Origin of the sequence: Lysinibacillus sp. A1 (assembly GCF_000801965.1) — a bacterium.
GTDB classification, from domain to species: domain Bacteria; phylum Bacillota; class Bacilli; order Bacillales_A; family Planococcaceae; genus Lysinibacillus; species Lysinibacillus fusiformis.
In genome coordinates, this window is sequence record NZ_JSZM01000023.1 from 60,721 (window position 1) to 78,727 (window position 18,007).

Genomic DNA, 18,007 nt, shown 5'->3' on the forward strand with positions numbered 1-18,007 from the left:
ATCTGTTGAGTGTGACAATGAACAGATAGAAGTTTTTATTTCTATTCTTCCGTTAATAAATCATTGTCCTCTTCATGGCTTTCACTATGATTAGAGGAGGAGTGAATATCGCTATCAGTGACTAAGCTGTCTCCTACCTTTATACCTTGCTGTTCACCAGCCTCGTTGTTATCACTCCCGGCTATACCGCTACGGCGATTACCATCTGCAAACTGAGAATTTACATTACGTGTGTGACTGCCATGACTAGCATTTTGCCCACCTTGATTGGCATTTGTCCCCACATCCTCATTGATTTGTCCTCCACCTTCAGCACGTTGCTCAAAATGGAAGTCTGTATTTCCTATATTAAATGTAAAATTGAATGTAATATGGTTTCTAGCATGTTTTTCAGTAGAATCGTTTTCAGGTTCCTCAGGTTCATTAAATTTTCTAGAATTGAAACTTTGCATCGTTTGTCCTCCTTTCGACTATTCATACTCATACTAATAAGATATTACAGTTTTTAAAGTCCATTTGTACGTGTAGCCATATTCACTAAAGAGAAGCACTCGTTTTTTGCTATCTATCCTATAAATTTGTTAAAATGAATGGGATTTGAATATCTAGGGAACTGGAACGGTGAAGGAAAGTTGAAAACATTTAAAAAGGTTTATATAGAAATAACGAGTGTTTGTAATTTAGCATGTAGTTTTTGTCCACCTACTGAACGTGCAAAGGGACTCATAAAGGTAGAGCAATTTAATAAAATATTGGACGAAATCCGACCACATACAAAATATATTTATTTGCATGTAAAGGGAGAGCCTCTTTTACATCCACGGATTGATCAGCTGTTAGATGCGGCTCATGAGAAAGGGTTTAAGGTAAATATTACAACGAATGGTACGTTAATTAAGAAAAACCGTGAAAAAATATTAGGGAAACCAGCATTACGTCAAATAAACTTTTCTCTACATAGCTTTGATGGACACGAAGGTTCGGAAAACAGGGAAAAATATTTAGGCGATATTTTAGATTTTGTACGGGAGTCTAGAGAATACAAAACGATTATTTCCTACCGCTTATGGAATTTACAACAAGATCACGTTTCGGATGTTGCAGCACGTCGCAACCGCGAAACATTAGAAATACTAGAAAATGAGTATAATCTTGATTATCGCATTGAGGAAAAAGTAGAGCCTGGTAAGGGTGTGAAAATCGGCTCGAATATTTATTTGAATCAGGATCATGAATTTAGATGGCCAAGCTTACTGGAGCCAGAAGATGAAGGCAAAGGCTTTTGTCACGCTCTTCGTAGTCAGGCTGCGATTCTTGTAGATGGTACCGTTGTACCTTGCTGCTTAGATGGTGAAGGGGTCATTAATTTAGGTAATGTTCATGAAAAATCGTTCTCAGAAATAGTGGATGGGGAACGTGCCAATAATATAATCGATGGCTTTTCAAGAAGAGAGGCTGTTGAAGAGCTTTGTAGAAAATGTGGCTATCGTCAAAAGTTTGGTATGTAATTATTTATATAGGTGAAGAAACAGCTCCAATGTCATTGACCATTGGGGCTGTTTTTCTTTGACTGTGAATCAATCGTATCTAAAAAATCCTTTGTAATACGAACTACATATTTAACCTCGTCTAAATTGCGTTCTCTTAATAATGATCGATGAATGTCTAGCATGAGGTTCTTTTCCTCAATATCAGTAACGCCAGATAATTTTTGAAAATTAAAAAGCTCCTCAGGAGGGATATCTAGTGCCTTCATAAGTATTTCTAATGTACTCAAAGTTATATTAGATTGTCCGTGTTCAATATTGGAAACTCTCCCTTTACTGAAACCCAATTTCCCTGTTCTTTCGGCCACTTCTTCCTGGCTTAGCCCCTTCGATAATCTAATAATACGGAGTTGTTCACCTACTAGCTTTAAAAAATCTGACATATGATTCACCTCTATGTTAAAAGCTAGTGAAAAATAGTGGAAATGACTATACTATTATAGTGGTATAATAGAGAAAAAGTTACATTAAAATGGTACAATTTTAGAGTAGCCACTTTCCTTAGTCAAATGGCCTAATCGAAGCTTTTAGAAGTAGATCGAAAGTGAATGTTTATAGAGTAGTTTACAAAGTAGAACATAAGATTGGAGGATGAAAGCAAGGTGAAGTATTTGTTAGAAGAGGTAGCAAAAATTAAAATGGGTAAAATGTTCATGAGTGAAAAATGCTTTACTAGGGAAGGTATTCCTTATATAACCGAAGAAGCGCTAAATAAATTATCCCTTGAAGATGATACTAGTTGTTTGCCAAAGGTTGATAGTACATTGAAAGAACAATATTCTTTTTCATTGGTACCGACTCAAAGTATCCTTCTAAATAAAACGAATTTAAAGGACACGAGTATATATCAATGTAAAACAGATGTATGTATTAGCCATGAAATCATTGCAATCATACCGAATGAATCGATACTAAGCAGTGACTATTTATTTCATTTTATTAAATGGCATCAACACAATAATAAAAAATGTGATGATTATCGTTTAATGATTGAGTTACCTTCTATAGTCATTCAGCATCAAGTAGTTCAAGTATTAAATGCTGCTCAACAATTATTAGCGAATAAGGAATATTTAGTTACTGCAGTTAAGAATCTACCAAAGCATTTTGATGATACTTCTAGACAAGCGAAGCATCATTCTAACAGCTTATATCAAGGATTTGAGCAGTTGCATTATCTTTATATAGCTATGCTAAATCATATTTTTAATGGTGATTATTTGCATGATTTTCCAGAATATCATGCGTGTCAGAAGTTATATAGCCATTAATATAAAGCAGTCGGTGCATAGTGGATTTGTTAATCCTTGCACCGACTAATTATATTTCAATAATGATGGGTAAAATCATAGGTTTCCGTTTTGTTTGTGTAAATAAATACTGACCTACAGCTTTTTTTATTTCTCGTCTTAAGACATGTATTTGTCTACTTTCTTGCTGTAACTCGATGATTATTTCTTTGGTCAGCACATTTACTTTATTTAATAGCTCCTCGAAATCCTTTGCAAACACAAAGCCACGGGAAATAGTATCAGGCTCTGAAATAATAGCACCGTCTGCTTTGCTAAGGGTTAAGACTATAACCAACATTCCATCCTCAGAAAGCTGCTTGCGATCACGCAGGACAATACCTTCTACTTCTCCTATGCCGATTCCATCCACATACGTATCCCCAGATGGAACTTTGCGTGTTTGTCTCGCTGTCTCATTTTCAATATCCACGACATCTCCGTTTTTCATAATAAACGTATGGCCTTTTTGAACACCAACAGATTCAGCTAATAAACGGTGCTGATGCAACATACGGAATTCGCCATGAATAGGAATAAAAAATTGCGGTTTCATAAACGTCAGCATAAGTTTTAAATCTTCTTGATAGCCATGTCCTGAAACATGCATTCCCGTATGAGTGGAGGAACCATATATGACTTTTGCGCCAAGCTGAAATAAATGATCAACAATGCGAGAAACTCCTTTTTCATTGCCTGGAATAGGAGACGCTGCGAGAATAACCATATCATCAGGTAAAACCTTTACTTCCCGATGGTTACCATTTGCTAAACGAGCAAGTGCTGCTAACGGCTCACCTTGACTGCCTGTACATAGAACGACTACCTCCTCTGGGGGAAGATATTTAACTTCACGTGCATCTATTAACAGATCATCCGGAACAAATAAATACCCTCGTTCAATAGCGACATCTACAACATTTACCATGCTACGACCTAATAAAGCTAGCTTTCGATTAGCGGCAATGGTTGCATGCACAATTTGTTGAATACGATTAACATTTGAGGCAAAGGTTGAGATGATAATTTTACGCTCAGCATGGAAAAAGGCCTCCTCAATATGATGACCAACAAGTTGCTCAGAGGGCGTTAAGCCTGGCCGTTCGGCATTTGTACTTTCTGATATTAGAACGAGCACTCCTTTTGATCCGATTTCCGCCATTTTATGAATGTCTGCGAATTGGTTATTCACAGGTGTTAAGTCGAATTTGAAATCTCCAGTATGCACTACATTTCCTTCAGGAGTGGCAAGGACGATTCCTAAGCAATCAGGTATGCTATGGTTAGTTCTAAAGAAACTTACATCAATTTCTCCCAAATGGAGTGCTGAGTCAGCATGAATTTCAATTAAGTCGGTTTCTCTGAGCAGCTTATGTTCTTTTAATTTTAATTCGATCAGCCCTAAAGTGAAGCGGGTAGCATAAACAGGAACGTTTAATTTTTTTAAGAGATATGGAATGCCCCCAATGTGATCTTCATGTCCATGCGTCACAATTAAAGCTTTAACTTTTTCTTTATTTTCAAGCAAATAGGTGATATCAGGGATGATCAAATCAATACCGAGCAAGGTTTCATCTGGAAATTTTGCTCCGCAATCAATAAGAATCATATCATCTGCATATTGAACTACATACATATTCTTGCCAATTTCATTAATGCCACCTAAGGCAAAAATGGATAATAACTGTTTCTTTGTGGACAAAATACTCCCTCCTAAAGTTGTAACTTCATCTAATAATTACTTTAGCCATTGGTAGTATAGCTTTTAGTGTTTCATCCTATACGAAAACGATCATGAACAACTGTAGAATATTAAATACTATTTGTATTTCACGAGGAATAGAATAGAGGGGACAAAAACTTGGCACGATCGCGTCAAGCTTCTTTCATAGTGAAGAAAAACAAAGGAGGTTTAACCATGTCTAATTTTGTGCAACATGCAATTTTTGAGCATAGTTTTTGGCTAGAAATCATGCAAAATCATGCACAATTTATTCATGACGCATTATATCCATCTGAACAGGATGACATTCAAAGGGCAAATAGTTTTATCCAACAATTCTCTCGGTTGCTTACCTATGTGTCATCCATCGATGGTACCAATGCAGTCTCTTTCTCCATAACTGTTGATGACAATGTCGAGCAGTTTAAACAATTTAAACTTCATCTACTGAGACATCAATTGTCAGGAGATATTGGGATTCATTTAACACCAACATTTGTCAATCATATGGTTAATGAACTTGAAGAATATCAAAATGTGCTCAATTATTTAAAAAAAGGCGAAGTACCACCAATATTTCATGAGCTTCATCATCATTTAATTTGGCTATTAGATGCTTCAGGACATGCAGGTATTATTCAGGATGATTTAGATGGTGTCGAAAAAAGATTGAAGCAAAAGAGTAATGAGTTTGCCAAACACTTTGAACAATTTTATTTAAAGGCAGTAGAATTAACAGGTTATTTACGAACGAATATGCATTCCTTTCCTGCTTTAAGCCGGTTTAATAAGGATGTTGAGTTGGAAATGACATTATTCAAAACATTTTTAAAAGAGTTAGAAGAGATGGAATTGAGTGCAGAGGTTTTAGGTACATTTACTGCACCTATGGCGGATCATATGTGGCGTGAAGAGCAATACTATTTAATGAAGCTTGCACAGTCAAGAGGAGAAGAATAGAAGAAGGCGAGGAGGCTATCACAATGGATAGCCTTATTATTATGGATGAATCACTACTTCAGTCCCAATAGGAACAATACTAGCTAATTCTTCAACATCTTGATTTTGCATTCGGATACAACCATGAGAAACAGCATGCCCAATGGAGCTAGGGTCATTCGTGCCATGAATCCCGTAGTGTTCCTTTGATAAGCTCATCCACATAGTTCCAAAGGGGCCGCCAGGATTTGGATCTTTGTTAATAATAATAAAACTACCAACAGGTGTTTCGTGTAGCATACGTCCAACTGCTATTGCATATTGCTTTTGAAGAGTATTATTTCTGTAGAGACGTAGCCAACGATTTTCTGTAGAAATTTCTATACGGTATGGGATTGTCTCAGGATCAGGAAAGCCAGGTATTATAATTTGTTGACCGACGTAAAGAGTGTCTGGTTGAATGCCTGGATTTGCCTCAATAATGGAAGACAATGATGTACGATAATCGCGGGAAATTTGAGTTAACGTTTCGCCGGGTTTAACGGTATGAATCAACGTCCATCTCTCCTTTATACAGGTTATGATTATACTATATGCTACTTATGAATGATGTTATGGATTGTTCAGGACTTTGGATAGAATAAGCAGTAACACCGTATTGTTAAGGAGCATATATCATGAGAGAATTTAAAATTACGTATTTTTTTGATGAAATACATTATGTCAGAAGGTTTATCTTTATCGAGTCGCAGCAAGAAGCAGAGAAATTGGTAAAGGGTGAACGAGATCAATATATCTCCTTTACAGATAGCAGGGGCATTTATCATGAATTGCATACTAGGCATGTGCGTGTCATTCAAATTTCTGAATACCATCGCATCGATAAAAGTGCTAAAAGGAAAGACACATAATCTGTTCATCATTACACACATTAAAGAAGAAAGGAGTGTGGCATGATGGACAAAGAACAAATACCACATGAAAAGAAAATATTTATGAATTTAAGTAGTAAAGACAAACCTGACATGGTTGATTCAGATACAATTAGTCTTTTCGATTTGCATGAGGATATGCAAACTGTTGATGCCATCCCTATTAAGGAACTCAATAAGAGAGTGGGAAGAGAAGGCGATGAATTGATTGAATTACAGCCGGATGAATTATAGGAGGTAGCAAACAATGAATAGAGAAAGTGGAGAAGCTCCATTCACAGTTTCGGGCACAGATATTCATGAAGTGAAGCAGAAAAATGCCGAGGCAGGTTTATCCTACAATGAGGTAAAAGCATTATTGGCTAAACAAGGTGGACATGGGACGGCTATATATAGTGACACCAATATAGATGAAGTAAAACAAGAAATTCACAAGCATCAATAGTGACTGGGGAGGAGTAGGGTCTTGAGTGCTCTTCCTTTTTTCCTTTACAATGATGAGAAAAGAAAGAGAGGTCCAGACTATGTCGGAAAAGAGATGCCCAAGATGTGGCAAAGAAAATCATTGTGGAGTCGTCAAAGGGGAAAAAGAATGTTGGTGTATGACACAGAACTTTCCAGAGCAATTGTTAAATATGACCATGACGAATACATGTATTTGTCAAGCGTGCTTAGATACATATAAAGAAGAGTCCGTATAACTTATACCTATCATGACGTTCCTGTAAAAATTACGCAATTGGTACAATTGTCCATCGCACAACAACCTAGCGGGCATACATTACTCTGAAAGGAGTGTGTCTAATGGCTAGACCTATTGAACTTAGTAATGTCACACAGATATATTTAGAGGAATATCAACGCATCCTCAAAAAGATGATGCAGGGCATGACCTATGTAACCATTACTTGTAGTATTTCAGAAAATTTTATAAAGCAAATCATCCCATATCAAATAGCAGCAATTCAAATGTCAGAAAATGTTTTACGCTTCACGACAAATATTCCTGTACAAAATCTTGCATTAGAAATCATCCGAACACATACAGAAATGCTTGAAAGTCTTGAATCACTACAAAATAGATGCTGTGTTGTACAAAATTCAGAGTATGAATTATACGAGTATATGTGTGCTTATAAAGAAATTACGGAAGCTATGTTTAATGCAATGTGTGCACCACCAGTTTCCAATAGTATTAACATCAACTACTTAAGGGAAATGATTGTCCATCATCAGGGAGGAATACGATTAGCGCAAAATGTGCTGAGATTTTGTATTTGCCAAGAATTAATCCCAATTCTAAAATGCATGATTCAAACGCTTTGTGAGCAACTAGAGGCTATGGAAAAGTTACTGGATAGTTTACAAAATTGCGATTGCGAGTGCTAGTAGTAACTAACTGTTTTTATAGGAAGAAGGCGCTAAGATCAATCATGGTTTTAGCGCTTTTTCTGCGTGAAAATAGTGTTTATCAAAGAAAAATGTCAATAAAGTGGACAAGTAAATAAGATAGTGTAAAGAATTTTTTGAGAATCTATTTTTGTCTTTCTGTTGTTGGTAAAATATATATGTTTTATTAGATGAAGGTAATGAAGGAAATTCGATTATTCGTTTTTAACTAGTAGTTTTTACATGCATGTACTTTAGACAAATGGGAGTGGTTATTGTGTTCAAAAGGAAGAAGATTAATCAAAATTATGATTATTTCTCAGCCGCCAAAAATTCTGACATTGAGGCGAATGAGCGCTTTAAAGAAAAATTGGACTTTTTAGCGCTATCAAGAATTAGGAGAGAATCTGTTGGGTTCTTACGTAAAATTTATGAAGACAATCGACAGCATATACTTGATAATTTTTATGATCGTTTGCTGGAAATACCAGAATTTAATCAAGTAATCCATACACATTCAACTGTGGAACGTTTAAAAGGGTTATTCGATTCACACTTTATAAGTCTGTTTGACGATGAATTAGATTTAGATTATGTATTTAAGCGACGTAAAATAGCATATATACATGCACGAATAGGCGTATTACCGAACTGGATGATTTCTGCCTATACATTAATTAATCAGTTGATTATTCCATTAATAGTAAAAGAATTATCACGTGATCAAGAGAAGATGCTGGATGTCCTATTGTCGTATGATAGCCTAGTAACAATCGATCAGCAAATTATTCTAGAAACCTATATAGAAATACAAGCTGGTTCCGTAGTGAATGGATTAGGTGAAATCATTACGTATAACACACAATTGGATACGGTGAAGGAACTCATCGAATTTCAAGAAATACAACAGCAGGAAATCATTGCAGCAGATCAATCGATGCATGAACTAGATGAAAGCATTGAAGATATTGCTACATCTGTAGGCGATATTTCAGAGCAAACAAAGCTTGCTTTAAAAAAATTAAACCAGGATTTAGATTCGTTACACCAAGTATCAACGATCTTACAAACAACAGATGAAGGACATAAATCCATGCAGGAGGATATTAAACGTCTCGTTGAACGTGTAAATAGTGTAGCGAAGCTGATGGAATTGATTCAAAGAATTGCAGATCAAACGAACTTATTAGCTTTAAATGCATCGATTGAAGCAGCCCGCGCGGGGGAAGCAGGAAAGGGCTTTGCTGTCGTCGCAGAAGAGGTTCGGAAGCTTGCCGATGATACAAGTACATCTGTCAAATCCATACATACAGATATACAGGAGCTACTGCATATTACTAACAACATTAGCTCTTTAACGACACAATTTTCACAAGACTTACATCAAGGTGTTACAGATACACTACATATCACTCAAACACTTGCAGAGTTAAATAAAAATTTACAGCAGCAAGGGGCTCGCTTTGAGGAAATAGCTACAACAACAAAGGTACAAGCTCAATCCGCTACAACTATTTCTGAACGCAACCATACAATTACAGAAAGTATGCAAAAAAGTAAAGTCATTGTTTTTGATATGGGCTCTGCTATATATAAATTAAGTAAAATGATCGATGGATATCGTTCTTCAACGATTTCTAAAAACTTTATTATTAGCCAAGAGGATATCATTGAATTAGCCATTACCGACCATTTATTATGGCGCTGGAAAATTTATAATTTACTGCTAGGCTTTGAAACGATGACAGAGCAAGATGTAGGCTCGCCAAAAGAATCACGTCTTGGTGAATGGTATTATGGCACTGGCAAAAAGCTCTTAGGTGATGAACGTGCGTATGTAGAATTAGAACAGTCGTTTATTCATGTCCATGAAATTGCTAAAAAAGCAGTGCGTGAATATAATGCAGGACGTAAAAATGAGGCAGAAAAATACTTGAAGGAAATTTCGGAAGAATCCTTTGTAGTCATTGACAAACTGAAAGCGTTAAAGGAAATTCTATTGGACGGAAAAAAACAATATATTCATTAAAAACGGGAAGCAAGCTAAGAGCAGATTAGCTTGCTCTTTTTATGTTTAAGACACTGTTCCTTCATCAACAGAAGGTACACACATAAAGGTTACGGTGCGCTTATCACTATCATACAGACACCATTCACGGTGATCTACAACGGAGCCAACATTTACACCGTATTGTTTATTTTGTAAGACAATGGGCTGTCCGTAGCGAATACGAATCGGTAATTTTTTCTGCTGGTGATAAAGACCTGATTCATGACTATGACCAAAGAAGAACAATGGCTTTTGAAAGGGTGGGAATGTTGGCTGCCAGCTTACACTCCATTTAAATTGATGCCCATGCATAAGTGTGGCGCCATCAATCTCCATTGTTTCCGGTAACGCCCTAAAGCGCTCAATGCCCGTCACCTGTGTAATACGCTCTTCTTGATTGCCCCGTATAGAGGGGAAGGTTAACAGTTCCTCAAATTTACTTTCAACGATCGCTGCTCTTTGTAAAGATAACCCAGACATCGTTTGGGCTTTCTTCTTACTAATCGTGCATTCATATAAATCACCTAATCCAATGATTTTTGCTTCCTTTGCTGTCTGCTGAATATGAGTGAGAACAGCTTTCGTATCTTCTATATTAGAATGTAAATCTCCTAAAAGTGCATATAGCATGCAAACCCGGCCTTTCCTATAAATAATCGTATAAATATCATACACCTAATAGAAATTGCTAGAAAAGTAAAACGTCTAAGAATATTTCGTTAGTTTGCCTTCATATTTTGAATGTATGGAAAATTGCCAAGGAATTCAATGCTTGATAAAATAAAATCATAATTTTCTGAAATTTCAGCATTCAAGTAATTTGCCATTGATGATGACTCTATCTAGCAGTAAAAAACAAATTTTTGGAGGGCTTATAATGACGATGTACATGACGGATATTCTTGAAAAGTATGCTGTGCAACAGCCTAGGGAAATTGCGACCGTATATGATGGGAAAAAGCTAAGTTATCGTGAGTTTTACAATTGTGTCGAAAGATTTGCAGCTTATTTACAGGAGCAAAATTATAAAAAAGACGATGTCATTGCGCTATATACACTCAATTCAGATGTATTCTTAATTGCTTATTTAGGTGTGCAATTAGCCGGCTACGTAGCTATGCCTATTAATACTAAATTAGCAGCTCCAGAGGTTGAATTTATTTTTAATCATTCACAAGCGAAGGGACTCATTTATGATGAAAGATTAGCTGAAGCGCTAGAGGATATATCCTATTCATTCCAACATGTTATTGGATTTCAAGCTATGAACCATATCTTTAAAAATACTAACTTAGTAAGAGCTGTAGTACAGTTGGAGGCCCATGATACTGCGGTTGTTATGTACACTTCAGGTACAACTGGTAAACCAAAAGGCGTGATGCTAACTCATGAAAATATTGTGGCTACAGCCGATATTTGGTCATCTTCCATGAAAATGTCTAACAAGGACAAGATGTTTATTTGTACACCATTATTTCACTGTGCAGGACTTCATGTTTTTGCTATGCCCATGTTTTATCAAGGAGGGACAGTCGTGATAGAAGAAGCCTTTTCACCAACCAAAACATTAGCGCAGATTGCCATAACAGAGGCAACCATCTTCTTTGGTGTTCCATCTATGTATACGATCATATTAAATACGCCAGGATTTAAGGAACATAGCTTTAGCCATTTGCGTTTATTATGTTACGGGGCTGCCCCAATGCCCTATGAGCTTGTTAAACAAGTGAAAGAGGCGTTTTCAAATGTGAACGTACAAAATTTATATGGTCAAACAGAAAATACACCTGCAGCCACATCTTTATTAGATACAGATGCCTTAACGAAAATAGGCTCTGTTGGGAAGCCATTAGGGCAGACAGAGGTTCGAGTAGTTGATAGTGAAGGTAAGCCAGTTCCCGCTGGTGAGGTAGGTGAGATATGCGTAAGGGGACCACAGGTGATGAAGGGCTATTTACGTAATCCTGAAGAAACAGCTAGAACGATTATAGATGGTTGGCTTTATTCAGGAGATTTAGGACGTTTTGATGAGGAAGGCTATTTATATATTGTTGATCGGAAAAAAGATATGATCATCCGAGGCGGTGAAAATATTTACCCTATTGAAGTCGAAGAAGTATTGTATCAATTGCCTGAAATTTTAGAGGCAGCAGTAGTTGGATTACCGCATGAAGTATATGGAGAGGTACCCAAAGCCTTTGTCGTATTTAAGGAAGGTAAGTCACTTGATGAGGAAAACATTTTATCCTATTGTCAATCACAGCTTGCCAAATATAAAGTACCGTATGAAATAGAATGTTTAACTGAACTGCCACGCAATGCTTCCGGTAAAGTTCTAAAGCATACATTACGACCTCAAGTAAGTAAGATTTGAGAAAAAGTATGAACTGTTAACTTTTCTCGAAGCTTCGTTTTCATGCAAAAAAAATTATCTGAAACAAGATAAAATAGGAACCTCTTTCAAAGTATCGTATAATAAAGTCTACGACAAATTAAATTAAAAGAATGGAGAAGGGGTGACCCTTCGATTTAGAATAGGAGCGGAATTTGTCTTGTGGACGGGGTATAAACGCCTTTTACTTATCGGCATGTTAATCATAATGTTACTTTCTAGCTGTCAGCCATTTTCACAGCAAGATGCGGAAAATAAAAATCAATTAACAGTATTAACAGTAGAATTTAATAGTGGTGCACCAATTGCTAATCTTTATATCACGGTCACAGATGTACAGACTGGCAATGTTGTAGAAGAAGCTATTGGTTCTGAAGAGGGAGAAGCTATATTTTCGAAACTCAAAGAGGGACGAGAATATGCTGTTGCGGCAACGACCCTTGAAAATAGTGCGGCAAATGATGGCTATACAACCATCGAAAATTTTACGTATGATACAACAAGACCATATTTTAGATTGCAGACCCATTTTACAAGAGACGAACAAGAGCTAGATGTTCCTGTGGTGATGCAAAATCCTGAGCTTCCACATGGCTGTGAAATAACTTCACTCACAGCCGTATTAAATTACTATGGAATGAATGTGTCAAAGCTTGAAATGGCTGATAACTATTTACCAAAGCAAGAAATACGTATTGTAGGCAATCAACGTTTTGGACCAAATCCAAATGAAGCTTTTGCAGGTAATCCTCGTGATAAGGCTCATGGCATGTATGTATTTGCTGCTCCGATTGTCAAGGCAGCGGAGGCAGCGATTGCAGATAAACAAGCTGATTTACGTGTGACAGATATGAGAAATGCCTCACAGGAAGATATTTTACAGCTTGTTCGTGAGGGAATTCCTGTCGTGACATGGGTAACGCTGGATTTATCGAAGCCTAAAAAAAATGCTGATAGAGGTTGGATTTATAAAGGAGCGACTACTTCGCAGGACGCTTTTATGAATTTACACGCTGTTGTGTTAACTGGGCATTTAGGCGATAAGGTAGTAGTAATGGACCCGTTAAAAGGCTATGTCACTTATAATGTGGACCAGTTCTTTAAAAGCTATCATGAATTAGGTGAACAGGCAGTAGCTGTACATAAATAAACTAGCTATTAGGAAGTATGTTACACTAATAAAAAAGTAAAAAGTGAGTTGAGTAGAATGGCCATTGAGCACGCTTTTTTACCGGTTTTACTAGGCGATGAAATGAATGCTTATGGCATGGCCAGAGCATTTTACGAAGCCTATGGTGTGAAGCCACTTGCATTAAACCATACGAATATGGAAAAAATTCAACAAAGTGATTTACTGACCTTCCGTGAAGTGCCGAGACTTCATATAGAAGAACGATTTGTGACGGCACTAAAGGCAATAGCGCAGGAATTCCCAGAAAAAAAATTACTGCTATTAGCCTGTGATGAATTTTATGTCAAAAAAATCGTAGAACATAAAGATGAATTAACAGAGGATTTTTTAGTTCCTTATGTGGATACTACTCTTGCACATCAGCTGCTAACTCGTGAAAGTATGTATGAGCTGTGTGCACAATTTGGTTTTCAATACCCAGCTATGCATGTATGCACAGTTAATGATTATGAAGAGTACGAAATGACATTTGACTATCCAATTGTCATTAAACCGATGAATATGACAAAGTATGCCACATGTATTTTTCCTGGAAAGAAAAAAGTATATATTGCACATGATAAGGAAGAAAAGGATAGCATATTACATGCTATTTATAAGGAATCAGCCTATCGAGATGATCTTATGATTCAGCAGTATATTCTTGGAGAAGATGCGAATATGTGTGTTGTGAATGCTTATGTAGGACAAGATGGGAAGGCGAAGCTTCTTGCTGTGGGAAATCCGATTTTAGAAGAGCATTCACCAGAGGGTATTGGTCGTTATGTGGCTATTATGACAGCCTATAATCCGGCTTTAATGGAAAATGTGAAGTCATTTCTAGAAGCTATTCAATTCTATGGATTTGCTACATTTGATATGAAATATGATGAGCGTGATGGACACTATAAATTGTTAAGTATTGAATTACATAATGAGCTTTCCAATTATTATGTGACCGCTAGTGGCTATAACCTTATGCAATATGTTGCAGACGATTATGTTCGAGAAAGTAAACAGCCACTAACATACGTGCAAAATAAACATCTTTGGACAATCGTACCAAATGGTGTCCTTTTCAAATATGTACAAGATGAACAACTTATTATTGAAGCAAAAAGTCTAATTCGACAAGGAATGGCGACAGATTCTATTTTTAATTATAAGGATATGAATGCCAAACGTTGGTTGAATGTAACCGTTGATAATTTAAATTTTTATCGCAAATATAAGAAATATTTTAATAACAAAGGTCTGTCTAACTCATGAAAAAACAAACTTTAGGTATAATAGGTGGAGTTGGTCCACTAGCAACGATGTTTATTGGTGAAATGATTGTAAGACGTACAAAGGCGCAAAAAGATCAGGAGCATTTACATACCATTATTGATAATGATACAAATATTCCTGACCGTACGGCTTTTATTTTAGATAATACGAAAGAAAACCCAGTGCCTGTTATAATTGAGGATGCAAAAAAGTTGGCTTCTGTAGGAGCTGATATGATTGCCATTCCGTGTAATACGGCTCATACTTTTTATGATGAGATTCAGGAAGGCTCCCCGATTCCTGTTTTGCATATGATTCGTGAAACGGCAAAGCGTGCATCTGAACTGGGAGCAGAGCGTGTTGGTATTTTAGCGACAATAGGTACATTGACTTCACATATGTACCAAGATGCGTTAGAAGAATATGGCATAACACCGGTTGTACCAGATAATGAGATGAGAGCCCATGTGATGTCCATTATTTACGATTATGTTAAAGCTGGTAAGAATGTCACACAGGATGATTGGCAACCTATTGAAGATGCCATGCTAGCTCTAAACTGTGATCGTCTCGTATTGGGTTGTACGGAGCTATCTATTGTCAATCGAGATTTAAAATTAAGTAATATATATATCGATTCATTAATCGTTTTAGCAGAGCGTGCGATTTTAGCATGTGGTTATGAGCTAATCGATTAGGAATGTATAGAAAGAATCTGCTTGCTTTACATGGGTAGGCTGTAAGTCTTCAAAAAATTGTGGACGGGCTTACATTTCCATGTGTGAAGTTAGGCAGATTTTTTATGGATGAAAGTTTCATTTGGTGAAACGATTGGACAAAGGTTTGCGTACATATAAAGTAGGAAGCTACCGAGTGTGTTAAACTAGTGTCAAGCAGATAGAAGGTGGGAAATAACATGTCAGTAATCAATTTATTAAAAGAAGAATTACAAGCAAAATGGAACTTTGAAGCAACTATGAAAATTCAAGAGGAAATGATACCAGCGATGCTTGAAGGAAAGGATATCGTAGCGGAATCACCTACTGGTTCTGGTAAAACGTTAGCGTATGTTTTACCATTGCTGAACAAAGTAAACGGGGCGAAAAAGCAAACACAAGGTCTTATCGTGGCTCCATCACAAGAGCTAGCCATGCAAATTGTAGAAGTTATCCGTGAGTGGACGGCAGGTACGGATATTACGGTTCAGCAGCTTATTGGTGGGGCCAATTCCGCTCGTCAAATTGAAAAATTAAAGAAAAAGCCAACGATTGTTGTTGGAACACCTGGTCGTTTAAATGAATTAGCACGTGCAGGTAAATTAAAGCTTAAGGAAATTGAAACAGTTGTTTTAGATGAATGTGATCAATTACTAAGTCGTGAATATCGTGTTGTCATTAAATCCTTTATTGAAGGTTCTGCCTTCGGACGACAAGTTGTAGTTGTGTCAGCTACTATTACAGAGGAAATTGAATTAGTGGCAAGTCGCATGATGTTTGAGCCAGTTCGTTTTAAAATTAAGCCCGAGGATATGCTAAAGGTTGGCAAAGTAATCCACTCGTTTGTGAAGGTGGAAGAACGTGATAAAACAGAGTTCCTTCGCCGTTTATCGCATACAGAAGGTCTGAGAGCACTAGCTTTCGTCAATAATATTGATCAATTATTAATGAAAGAAACGAAGCTACAGTATCGCTCTGCTCCAATCGTTACACTTCATTCTGACATGAAAAAGGAAGAACGTAAAAAGGCTTTAGATGCTTTCCGCAAAGGGGACGCACGTATTTTAATCGCGACAGATATTGCTGCACGTGGTTTAGATATTGCCGGTTTAACACATGTTATTCATGTTGATGTTCCACGAACAATTGAGCAGTATTTACACCGTTCGGGTCGTACAGGTCGTGCAGGTGCAGATGGTGAAGTATTAACATTACTATCTTATCAAGACGAAAAAACCTATAAAAAATGGACAAGAGAAGTTCCTGGTAAGCCAGTGCAGAAAATATGGCATGATGGTAAGCTAATGGAAGGTAATTCTAAAACAATTGGACAAAAGCGAGGGAAATAATATGACATTTGAAGAAAAATTACAGGCATACGCAGAGCTTGCAGTAAAAGTTGGAGTAAACATTCAACCAGGTCAATATTTGTTAGTCAACACATCAGTTGATGCTTTAGATTTTGCTCGTTTGGTCGTTAAAGAGGCGTATAAGGCTGGCGCTGGACGTGTCCATGTTAATTTTTCAGATGATGAAATGGATCGTGCCTATTTTGAACATGCCTCTGATGAAGAATTTAACCGTTTCCCTGAATGGGTCGTACGAATGCGTGATGAAGTCATTGAACGTAAAGGGGCATTACTATGGATTGATGCTGCAGATCCTGATAAATTAACAGGAATTTCGGCGGATCGATTAGCTACTCATCAAAAGGTATCAGGAGCGGCATTGAAAAACTATCGAAATGCGGTTATGAAGGATTTAATTGCGTGGTCAATTATTGCAGTTCCTTCGTCAAAGTGGGCGGCAAAGGTATTCCCTCAATTGACAGCCGATGAGCAAGTGCCTGCTTTATGGGACGCTATCTTTAAAACAGTTCATATCGGAGAAGGAAATGCAGTTGACAATTGGCATCAGCATGTAACGAATTTAGAATCTCGTGCAGAACTATTAAATAATAAAAAGTATGCGAAGCTACACTATACTGCACCAGGAACAGATTTAACAATTGCTTTAGCTCCACAGCATAAATGGCTAACTGGCGGCAGTAAAACGCCTGAAGGCAATGTTTTTATTGCCAATATGCCAACAGAAGAAGTATATACACTTCCAATGAAGCAAGGTGTAGACGGTTATGTTAGTAATTCAAAGCCTTTAGTATATCAAGGCAATATCATTGATGGCTTTAAATTAACATTTAAAGAAGGAAAGATTATGAAGGCGGAAGCTGAAGTAGGTCAAGATTTATTACAAGAGCTTATTCAAGTAGATGAAGGTTCTAGTTATTTAGGTGAAGTAGCACTTGTTCCGCATGAATCACCCATTTCAGCATCAGAGATTTTATACTTCAATACATTGTTCGATGAAAATGCTTCAAACCATTTAGCAATTGGAGAAGCATACCCGACTTGCTTAGAGGGCGGTAGAGACTTAGAAAACGGTCAACTAGAAGCATTAGGGGCAAATATTTCTGTCACACATGAAGACTTTATGATTGGTAATGGTGAAATGGACATTGATGGTATTTTACCAGATGGAACAGTAGAGCCGATATTCCGCAAAGGTAGTTGGGCTTTCTAACTTAGTTCCA

At 36.9% G+C, this 18,007-nt stretch carries 20 protein-coding genes; 15 read left to right on the forward strand and 5 right to left on the reverse strand.

Features of this window, described 5'->3' with window-relative positions:
- Window positions 1–41: 41 nt before the first annotated feature.
- A complete protein-coding gene (locus PI85_RS17860; RefSeq protein WP_036120628.1) occupies window positions 42–452 on the reverse strand; it encodes a hypothetical protein in 411 nt (136 codons plus the stop codon).
- 180 nt (window positions 453–632) lie between these two features.
- On the opposite strand from PI85_RS17860, the gene PI85_RS17865 reads away from it, so the two are divergent.
- The gene (locus PI85_RS17865) at window positions 633–1,508 is read left to right on the forward strand and encodes a radical SAM/SPASM domain-containing protein (protein ID WP_036120625.1); all 876 of its coding nucleotides are present in this window, start codon (window positions 633–635) and stop codon (window positions 1,506–1,508) included.
- A 32-nt stretch (window positions 1,509–1,540) separates the two neighbouring features.
- Here the strand turns inward: PI85_RS17865 and PI85_RS17870 are convergent, their stop codons facing one another.
- A complete protein-coding gene (locus PI85_RS17870) occupies window positions 1,541–1,930 on the reverse strand; it encodes a helix-turn-helix domain-containing protein (RefSeq protein WP_025115796.1) in 390 nt (129 codons plus the stop codon).
- Between the two features lie 201 nt (window positions 1,931–2,131).
- On the opposite strand from PI85_RS17870, the gene PI85_RS17875 reads away from it, so the two are divergent.
- Window positions 2,132–2,818 (forward strand): restriction endonuclease subunit S, encoded by a 687-nt coding sequence (locus tag PI85_RS17875; RefSeq protein ID WP_036120621.1) that lies wholly within the window; start codon window positions 2,132–2,134, stop codon window positions 2,816–2,818.
- A gap of 49 nt (window positions 2,819–2,867) precedes the next feature.
- Here PI85_RS17875 and PI85_RS17880 read toward each other — a convergent pair whose 3' ends face one another.
- A complete protein-coding gene (locus tag PI85_RS17880; RefSeq protein ID WP_369794270.1) occupies window positions 2,868–4,472 on the reverse strand; it encodes a ribonuclease J in 1,605 nt (534 codons plus the stop codon).
- A 282-nt stretch (window positions 4,473–4,754) separates the two neighbouring features.
- Between PI85_RS17880 and PI85_RS17885 the strand changes: the two genes are divergently transcribed.
- Window positions 4,755–5,519, forward strand: coding sequence for a DUF2935 domain-containing protein (locus tag PI85_RS17885; protein WP_036120616.1), 765 nt, complete (start codon window positions 4,755–4,757; stop codon window positions 5,517–5,519).
- A 39-nt stretch (window positions 5,520–5,558) separates the two neighbouring features.
- Here PI85_RS17885 and PI85_RS17890 read toward each other — a convergent pair whose 3' ends face one another.
- Entirely contained in the window at window positions 5,559–6,053 is a 495-nt protein-coding gene (locus PI85_RS17890) for a L,D-transpeptidase family protein (RefSeq protein WP_036120614.1), read from the reverse strand.
- Between the two features lie 122 nt (window positions 6,054–6,175).
- Between PI85_RS17890 and PI85_RS17895 the strand changes: the two genes are divergently transcribed.
- The 6 genes from PI85_RS17895 to PI85_RS17920 all read left to right on the forward strand — a co-directional run bounded on the left by PI85_RS17895 (window position 6,176) and on the right by PI85_RS17920 (window position 9,848).
- A complete protein-coding gene (locus PI85_RS17895; RefSeq protein WP_036120611.1) occupies window positions 6,176–6,409 on the forward strand; it encodes a hypothetical protein in 234 nt (77 codons plus the stop codon).
- Window positions 6,410–6,451: 42 nt separating this feature from the next.
- Window positions 6,452–6,664 (forward strand): hypothetical protein, encoded by a 213-nt coding sequence (locus PI85_RS17900; protein ID WP_191967641.1) that lies wholly within the window; start codon window positions 6,452–6,454, stop codon window positions 6,662–6,664.
- 13 nt (window positions 6,665–6,677) lie between these two features.
- Window positions 6,678–6,875, forward strand: coding sequence for a hypothetical protein (locus tag PI85_RS17905; RefSeq protein WP_008173593.1), 198 nt, complete (start codon window positions 6,678–6,680; stop codon window positions 6,873–6,875).
- A 79-nt stretch (window positions 6,876–6,954) separates the two neighbouring features.
- Window positions 6,955–7,131, forward strand: coding sequence for a cysteine-rich CWC family protein (locus tag PI85_RS17910; RefSeq protein ID WP_225316096.1), 177 nt, complete (start codon window positions 6,955–6,957; stop codon window positions 7,129–7,131).
- A 103-nt stretch (window positions 7,132–7,234) separates the two neighbouring features.
- Window positions 7,235–7,819 carry a DUF305 domain-containing protein gene (locus PI85_RS17915; RefSeq protein ID WP_036120603.1) on the forward strand — a complete coding sequence of 195 codons (585 nt, stop codon included), beginning with the start codon at window positions 7,235–7,237 and terminating at the stop codon, window positions 7,817–7,819.
- 277 nt (window positions 7,820–8,096) lie between these two features.
- The gene (locus PI85_RS17920) at window positions 8,097–9,848 is read left to right on the forward strand and encodes a protoglobin domain-containing protein (protein WP_036120600.1); all 1,752 of its coding nucleotides are present in this window, start codon (window positions 8,097–8,099) and stop codon (window positions 9,846–9,848) included.
- A gap of 45 nt (window positions 9,849–9,893) precedes the next feature.
- Here the strand turns inward: PI85_RS17920 and PI85_RS17925 are convergent, their stop codons facing one another.
- Entirely contained in the window at window positions 9,894–10,499 is a 606-nt protein-coding gene (locus PI85_RS17925; RefSeq protein ID WP_036120597.1) for a metallophosphoesterase, read from the reverse strand.
- Window positions 10,500–10,746: 247 nt separating this feature from the next.
- On the opposite strand from PI85_RS17925, the gene PI85_RS17930 reads away from it, so the two are divergent.
- The 6 genes from PI85_RS17930 (at window position 10,747) to PI85_RS17955 (ending at window position 17,997) form a co-directional block, all read left to right on the forward strand.
- Window positions 10,747–12,243, forward strand: coding sequence for a class I adenylate-forming enzyme family protein (locus tag PI85_RS17930; RefSeq protein WP_081937139.1), 1,497 nt, complete (start codon window positions 10,747–10,749; stop codon window positions 12,241–12,243).
- 178 nt (window positions 12,244–12,421) lie between these two features.
- A complete protein-coding gene (locus tag PI85_RS17935) occupies window positions 12,422–13,411 on the forward strand; it encodes a C39 family peptidase (RefSeq protein WP_036120594.1) in 990 nt (329 codons plus the stop codon).
- A 57-nt stretch (window positions 13,412–13,468) separates the two neighbouring features.
- Window positions 13,469–14,701, forward strand: a complete 1,233-nt coding sequence (locus PI85_RS17940) for a hypothetical protein (RefSeq protein ID WP_036120591.1) — start codon at window positions 13,469–13,471, stop codon at window positions 14,699–14,701.
- The gene (locus PI85_RS17945; protein WP_036120588.1) at window positions 14,698–15,399 is read left to right on the forward strand and encodes an aspartate/glutamate racemase family protein; all 702 of its coding nucleotides are present in this window, start codon (window positions 14,698–14,700) and stop codon (window positions 15,397–15,399) included. The genes PI85_RS17940 and PI85_RS17945 overlap by 4 nt, the downstream gene beginning before the upstream one ends.
- 218 nt (window positions 15,400–15,617) lie before the next feature.
- Window positions 15,618–16,766: a DEAD/DEAH box helicase gene (locus PI85_RS17950; protein ID WP_036120585.1), complete on the forward strand. Its 1,149-nt coding sequence runs from the start codon at window positions 15,618–15,620 to the stop codon at window positions 16,764–16,766.
- A gap of 1 nt (window position 16,767) precedes the next feature.
- Complete coding sequence (locus PI85_RS17955) at window positions 16,768–17,997, forward strand: aminopeptidase (RefSeq protein WP_036120582.1); 1,230 nt, start codon at window positions 16,768–16,770, stop codon at window positions 17,995–17,997.
- The last annotated feature ends 10 nt before the right edge of the window (window positions 17,998–18,007 follow it).